Raw genomic sequence first — 7,267 nt, 5'->3', positions numbered from 1 at the left:
GCACACGGAGGTGCGGGGCGGCTCTCGGCCCGCCGGGGCGGGCGGGGTCAGAACCGGGCGGTCTCCCGGTAGATGCCCCACTCGTCGCGCAGCGCGTTGCAGATCTCGCCCAGGGTCGCCTCGGCCCGCACCGCGTCCAGCATCGGCGGGATCATCGACGCACCGGACCGCGCGGCGGCCAGCATCGCGTCCAGCCCGGCCCGGACCGCGGCGTCGTCCCGGGCCGCCTTGCGTGCGCCCAGCACCCGCACCTGCTCGCGTTCCACCTCGTGGCTGACCCGCAGGATCTCCAGCTCGGGGGTGACGCTGCGCGGGTGGCAGTTGACGCCGACGACCCGCTTCTCCCCCTTCTCCACCCCCTGCTGGTACTGGAAGGCCGCCTCGGCGATCTCGCCGGTGAACCAGCCGTCCTCGATCCCGCGCAGGATGCCGGAGGTGATCGGGCCGATCTCGTGGTCGTCCCGGCCCTTGTCGAGGATCTTCCGGAAGATCTCCTCGGCCTGCTGCTCGATCCGGTCGGTGAGCGCCTCGACGTACCAGGAGCCGCCCAGCGGGTCGGCCACGTTGGTGATGCCGGTCTCCTCCATCAGCACCTGCTGGGTGCGCAGGGCGATCTCGGCGGCCTGCTCGGAGGGCAGCGCCAGGGTCTCGTCCAGCGCGTTGGTGTGCAGCGAGTTGGTGCCGCCGAGCACCGCCGAGAGCGCCTCGACGGCGGTGCGGACGACGTTGTTGTACGGCTGCTGGGCGGTGAGCGAGACGCCGGCGGTCTGGGTGTGGAACCGCAGCCACTGCGCCTTGTCGGTCTTCGCGCCGAACCGGTCGCGCATCCACCGGGCCCAGATCCGCCGGGCGGCGCGGAACTTGGCGATCTCCTCGAAGAAGTCCAGGTGCGCGTCGAAGAAGAAGGAGAGGCCGGACGCGAAGTCGTCCACGTCCATGCCCCGGGAGAGGCCCAGCTCGACGTAGCCGAAGCCGTCGGCCAGGGTGTACGCCAGCTCCTGCGCGGCCGTGGCCCCGGCCTCGCGGATGTGGTAGCCGGAGACCGAGAGCGGCTTGTACGCCGGGATGCCCTCGGCGCAGTACTGCATGAGGTCGCCGATCAGGCGCAGGTGCGGCTCCGGGGCGAAGAGCCACTCCTTCTGGGCGATGTACTCCTTGAAGATGTCGGTCTGCAGGGTGCCGTTGAGCACCGCCGGGTCGACGCCCTGGCGCTCGGCGGCGACCAGGTACATGCAGAAGACCGGGACGGCCGGGCCGCTGATCGTCATCGAGGTGGTGACCTCGCCCAGCGGGATGCCGCCGAACAGCACCTCCATGTCGGCGGCCGAGTCGATGGCCACGCCGCAGTGGCCGACCTCGCCGAGCGACTTGGGGTCGTCGGAGTCGTACCCCATCAGCGTGGGCATGTCGAAGGCGACCGAGAGGCCGCCGCCGCCGGCCTCCAGGATCATCCGGTACCGCTCGTTGGTCTGCTGGGCGTTGCCGAAGCCGGCGAACTGGCGGATGGTCCAGGTCCGGCCGCGGTAGCCGGTCGGGTGCAGGCCCCGGGTGTACGGGTACTCGCCCGGCCAGCCGATCCGCTCGAATCCCTCGTAGGCCTGCCCAGGGGCCGGCCCGTAGACGGGCTCGACCTCGTCCCCGGAGAGGGTGGTGAAGTCCGCGTCCCGCTTGCGGGCGCTGTCGTACCGCTGCTGCCAGCGCTGACGTCCGCGCTCGATCTCCTCGGCGTCCATGACCCCGAACTCCGCTCCGTACGGCCGCCGCACCAGCGGGCGACACTGCTGTTAGGACGTCCTACTAATTTACTCGGACGTCCTAGTAATTGTCGACGGACGTCCGGTACGACATGCGGGGAATTCGGCGGCCGACGGGCGGCCCCCGGGCGGAACGGGGTGCGCCACGGGGTGCGGCACGCACGAGGGCGCCCTCCCCGACGGGGGAGAGCGCCCTGCGGAACACCTGTGGTCAGACGCCCGCGGGCTGGCGGGCGGCGTCGCCGGACGGCAGCTTCGCGGCGGCCTCGGCGACCACCTTGCGCTCCGCGACGAAGGAGGCGAACGGGATGCAGCCGGCGGCCAGGGTCAGGATCATCCGGCCCAGCGGCCACTTGAGCTTCTGCCCGAGCATGAAGGTCACCACGAAGTACCCGATGTAGAGGTAGCCGTGCAGCATCGCCACGTACGTGGTCGCGTCCTCGGCCGCGTCGAAGCCGTACTTCGCCACCATGAAGCCGCAGAACACCAGCAGAGCCGCACCGGTCGCAATGGCCAGGGCCCGGTACCAGCCCAGCAGGGGGGTCGCCTTCATATCTTCAATCGCCTCGCTCGGCAGGATCGGGGGGCACGCCCGTTCCGCGCACCGCTCCCACGAGGGTAGCCGTCCTCACGCCCCGCCCCGCGCAGGCCCCTCGGCCTCCGACTCGTCGAAGTCGCCGGCCGCCACCCGCAGCGGACGCAGCAGGTCGAACACCTCGCGGCACTGGTCCGCGTCGTACTCCTCCAGGCCGAACTCCACCGACATCAGCCCGCGGGTGGCCTCCTCGACGACCTCGCGACCGCGCGCGGTGATCGTCGCGAGCACGCCGCGGCCGTCCAGCGGATTGGGGCGGCGGGCGACCAGGCCGGCCCGCTCCAGGCGGTCGACCGTGTTGGTGACGCTGGTCGGGTGGACCATCAACCGCTCGCCGACCTTGGAGAGCGAGAGCTCGCCGGTCCGGCTGAAGGTGAGCAGCACCAGCGCCTCGTAGCGGGCGAAGGTCAGTCCGTACGGCTTGAGGACCGCGTCCACGCGGGCGAGCAGGATCTGGTGGGCGCGCATGATCGAGGTGATCGCCGCCATCGAGGGGACGGCTCCCCAGCGGCGGGTCCACAGCTCGTCGGCGCGGGCGATCGGATCGAAGTCGAGTGCGAGGGGCTTGGCCACGCCCTTACCGTACCGGCGGGTGGGGCTGGTGCTACCAGGCGTCCTGATGGTGGACAAGTGCGACACGTGGCGGGATCACGCCAGCCGGTCCACCAGGTCCGGACCAGGACGTTGCGCGGATGTGAACCCCCGCCAACCCGCAGGCCGGGTCAGGTGGTTGACCGACGAACCGGCGTCCGGCCCGGGATCAGGCCTCGGTCCGGGCGGTGACCCGCCGCGCGAAGGGCGATCCGTCCCCCTTTGTCGCCCTGTTCACGATCCGCCGCATTGGCGAGACCTGGCCAATCGATGAAGCAGACCTGTCATTTCACTTGTTGGATTGTCATGCTTTCGCCCAGCCCCGTCCGGCGATCACCGCCCCCACTCACCGGTGACCGCCGGGGACCGCACGGAGCAGCACGTCAGCGCCCGTTCCGCCCCTCAGGTGCCAACCCCGGCACCCCGGAGCGAGGTGCGACCGCGCACACGCGGTTTTCCGGAAGGACCTGTACGTGAAGCGAAAGCTCGCAGCCGGCGCCGTACTCTCCGCCACCGCCCTCCTCACCGGCGTCATCCAGGTGAGCACCGCGGCCCAGGCCACCCCGCCCCCGTCCGCCCAGGCGCAGGCCGCGCAGCACCGCGCCGACCTGATCGCGCTGGCGGGCGGCCAGTCCGGCCCGCTGGCCGGGGCGCTCGCCCTGGGCGGCCAGGAGACGCTGGTCGCCAAGGACGCCGTCGTGGACGCCGACGGCACCCGACACCTCCGCTTCGAGCGCACCTTCGCCGGCCTCCCCGTGCTCGGCGGCGACCTGGTGGTGCACCAGGCGCCCGACGGCGCGGTGAAGGCGGTCGACAAGGCCGTCGCCGCGCAGATCTCGGTGCCCAGCCTGGCCCCCGGGATCCCCGCCGACCAGGCCGCCTCGCAGGCCACCGGCGCGGTGCAGTCCACCGTCGGCATAGCCGCCGACAAGGACGAGTCCCCGGTGACCGAGGTCCGCCGGGCGGGCGCCGCCCAGCTGGTCGTCTGGGCCGCCGACGGCAACCCGCGCCTGGCGTACCGGACCACCGTCGAGGGCCTCCGCGCCGACGGCACCCCGAGCAGCCAGCTGCTGGTCACCGACGCCGCCACCGGTCAGGTGCTCTCCAGCCACGAGCAGGTGCAGACCGCCTCCGGCACCGGCACGGGCGTCTTCGTCGGCAGCGTCCCGCTGACCACCTCCACCGCGAGCGGCGGCTACTCGCTGAAGGACGCCTCCCGCGGCGGACAGTCCACCAGCGACCTCAAGGGCAGGACCTCCGGGTCGGGCACGCTGCTCACCGACGCCGACAACACCTGGGGCGACGGCACTGCCGCCAACCGCCAGTCGGCCGCCGTGGACGCGCAGTTCGGCGCCGCGGCCACCTGGGACTACTACAAGAACAGCTTCGGCCGCAACGGCATCAAGAACAACGGCGTCGGCGCCACCAGCCGCGTCCACTACGGCAAGAACTACGTCAACGCGTTCTGGAACGACTCCTGCTTCTGCATGACCTACGGCGACGGCGACGGCAACACGCACCCGCTGACCGCACTGGACGTCGCGGGCCACGAGATGACCCACGGCGTCACCTCGGCCACCGCCGGCCTCAACTACTCGGGCGAGTCCGGCGGCCTCAACGAGGCCACCTCGGACATCTTCGGCACCATGGTCGAGTGGTCGGCCAACCTCCCCGTCGACAAGCCGGACTACCTGATCGGCGAGAAGATCGACATCAACGGTGACGGCACGCCGCTGCGCTACATGGACAAGCCCTCCAGGGACGGCGGATCGGCCGACTCCTGGTCCTCGGGCGTCGGCAGCCTGGACGTCCACTACTCCTCGGGCGTCGGCAACCACTTCTTCTACCTGCTGGCCGAGGGCAGCGGCGCCAAGGTGATCAACGGCGTCAGCTACAACAGCCCGACCTCCAACGGCTCGACCGTCACCGGGATCGGCCGCACCAAGGCCGCGGCGATCTGGTACCGCGCGCTGACCGTCTACTTCACCTCCACCACCAACTACAAGGCGGCCCGCACCGGCACCCTCAGCGCCGCCAAGGACCTCTACGGCGCCGGCAGCACCGAGTACAACACCGTGGCCGCCGCGTGGAGCGGCGTCAACGTCAACTGACGTCCGCGTGCCGGACGCCCGGGGTCCTCACTGGGAGGGGAGGCCCCGGGCGTCCGGCGTTCCCGGACCTCCGCCACCGGCGGGCACCGGGCGTCCACGCGCCGCCCGTACGCGCGAGCGCCGGGGGCGCGGGCATGGGCACGGGCGCGCGGTAGCAACGGCCGCCGGGCCCGGCAAGGCCCGTCGGCTGGCGGAATCCCGCCAGCCGGACGAACCGTCCCGAACCGGACACCCGGCGCTCCGTCACCTCCCGCACCTGCGCGTGGCGGGACCTGGCCAATCGCCGGCCGCACCCTGTTCTTTCACAACCTGCATTGTCATGCTTCTGACCACGCCCCGTCGGGCGGCCGTCGCCCCCACCCATCGACGGACCGCCAGGCCGCACGGGACAGCACGTCAACGCCCTACCGCCCCACGGCGCCAACCCCGGTGCCCCGGTATGCGGCGTGACCGCGCACCCGCGGTTTCGTGGAAGGAACCCCGTACGTGAAGCGAAAGCTGACAGCCGGCGCCGTACTCTCCGCCACCGCTCTGCTGGCCGGCGCCATCCAGGTCGCCGCCGCCCCCGCCCAGGCCGCGCCCCCCGCGCCGGTCCAGCAGCGGGAAGCCCTGATCGCCCTGGCCGGCCAGCAGGCCGCGCCGCTCGCCCAGGCCCTCGCGCTCGGCGGCCAGGAGACGCTGGTCGTCAAGGACGCCATCGTCGACGCCAACGGCACCCGGCACCTGCGCTACGACCGGACGTTCGCCGGCCTGCCGGTGCTCGGCGGCGACCTGATCGTGCACCAGAAGGCCAACGGGACGATCACCTCCGTCGACCGCGCCTTCGACGGCCGGCTCTCGCTGCCGAGCCTCACCCCCGCGCTCTCCGCCGGCACGGCCTCCACCCAGGCGGTCGACTCGGTCCGGGCCACCGTCGGCATCGCCGCCGACGCGGACGAGATCCCGGTCAGCCGGGTCGACGGCGCGAGCCCGCCCACCCTGGTCGTCTGGGCGGGCGACGGCAGCCCCCGCCTCGCCTACCAGACGGTGGTCCACGGCGAGCGGGCCGACGGCACCCCGAGCAGCCAGCGGCTGATCACCGACGCCGCCAGCGGCAAGGTGCTCTCCACCCACGAGGAGGTGCAGACCGCGACCGGCACCGGCAAGGGCGTCCACGTCGGCTCGGTCACCCTGACCACCACCCAGAGCGGCTCCACCTACCAGCTCAAGGACGCGTCCCGCGGCAACCAGTGGACCGGGAACGCGAAGAGCGGCAACGCGCTGTACACCGACGCGGACAACAACTGGGGCAACGGCCTCGCCTCCGACACCCAGTCGGCCGCGGTGGACGCGCAGTTCGGCGCCAGCGCCACCTGGGACTACTTCAAGAACACCTTCAACCGCAACGGCATCAAGAACAACGGCGTCGGCGCGAGCAGCCGGGTCCACTACGGCAACGCCTACGTCAACGCGTTCTGGCAGGACTCCTGCTTCTGCATGACCTACGGCGACGGCACCGGCAACTCGAACCCGCTGACCGCCATCGACGTGGCCGGCCACGAGATGGCCCACGGCGTCACCTCCGCCACCGCCAACCTCACCTACTCCGGCGAGTCCGGCGGCCTCAACGAGGCCACCTCGGACATCTTCGGCACCCTGGTCGAGTGGTACGCCAATCTGCCGGTGGACGTGCCGGACTACCTGATCGGCGAGAAGATCAACATCTTCGGCAACGGCCAGCCGCTGCGCTACCTGGACAAGCCCTCCAAGGACGGCTCGTCCAAGGACTCCTGGTACTCCGGCATCGGCGGCATCGACGTCCACTACTCCTCGGGCGTCGCGAACCACTTCTTCTACCTCCTCTCGGAGGGCAGCGGCGCCAAGGTGATCAACGGCGTCAGCTACAACAGCCCGACCTCCAACGGCTCCACGATCACCGGCATCGGCCGCGCCAAGGCCGGGGCGATCTGGTACCGCGCGCTGACCACCTACTTCACCTCCAGCACCAACTACAAGGCGGCCCGCACCGGCACGCTGAACGCCGCCAAGGACCTCTACGGCGCCGGCAGCACCGAGTACAACACCGTGGCCGCGGCCTGGAGCGCGGTGAACGTCAACTAGCGGTGAAGGTCAACTAGTCGCCACCGGACCACTCCCGGAAAAGCGACAGGCTGCCGGGGCCCACTGGGAGAGGGGGCCCCGGCAGCCTGTCGGCGTTCGCGGCGGGGTCGGACCGG

At 71.6% G+C, this 7,267-nt stretch carries 5 protein-coding genes; 2 read left to right on the top strand and 3 right to left on the bottom strand.

What is annotated here, in order from left to right:
- Positions 1 to 47: 47 nt before the first annotated feature.
- The 3 genes from ACFWIC_RS13750 to ACFWIC_RS13740 all read right to left on the bottom strand — a co-directional run bounded on the left by ACFWIC_RS13750 (position 48) and on the right by ACFWIC_RS13740 (position 2,922).
- Positions 48 to 1,733 (bottom strand): methylmalonyl-CoA mutase family protein, encoded by a 1,686-nt coding sequence (locus ACFWIC_RS13750; protein WP_329882987.1) that lies wholly within the window; start codon positions 1,731 to 1,733, stop codon positions 48 to 50.
- A 232-nt stretch (positions 1,734 to 1,965) separates the two neighbouring features.
- Positions 1,966 to 2,307 (bottom strand): DUF3817 domain-containing protein, encoded by a 342-nt coding sequence (locus ACFWIC_RS13745; protein ID WP_329882988.1) that lies wholly within the window; start codon positions 2,305 to 2,307, stop codon positions 1,966 to 1,968.
- 75 nt (positions 2,308 to 2,382) lie between these two features.
- Positions 2,383 to 2,922 carry a MarR family transcriptional regulator gene (locus ACFWIC_RS13740; protein WP_329952210.1) on the bottom strand — a complete coding sequence of 180 codons (540 nt, stop codon included), beginning with the start codon at positions 2,920 to 2,922 and terminating at the stop codon, positions 2,383 to 2,385.
- Positions 2,923 to 3,413: 491 nt separating this feature from the next.
- Between ACFWIC_RS13740 and ACFWIC_RS13735 the strand changes: the two genes are divergently transcribed.
- Positions 3,414 to 5,051, top strand: a complete 1,638-nt coding sequence (locus ACFWIC_RS13735) for a M4 family metallopeptidase (protein ID WP_380518350.1) — start codon at positions 3,414 to 3,416, stop codon at positions 5,049 to 5,051.
- 486 nt (positions 5,052 to 5,537) lie between these two features.
- Positions 5,538 to 7,151, top strand: a complete 1,614-nt coding sequence (locus ACFWIC_RS13730) for a M4 family metallopeptidase (RefSeq protein WP_329882991.1) — start codon at positions 5,538 to 5,540, stop codon at positions 7,149 to 7,151.
- Positions 7,152 to 7,267: the final 116 nt, after the last annotated feature.

The organism is Kitasatospora sp. NPDC127035 (assembly GCF_042726075.1).
Taxonomy (GTDB): Bacteria; Actinomycetota; Actinomycetes; order Streptomycetales; family Streptomycetaceae; genus Kitasatospora.
This window is presented reverse-complemented; position numbering and strand designations above follow the sequence as displayed.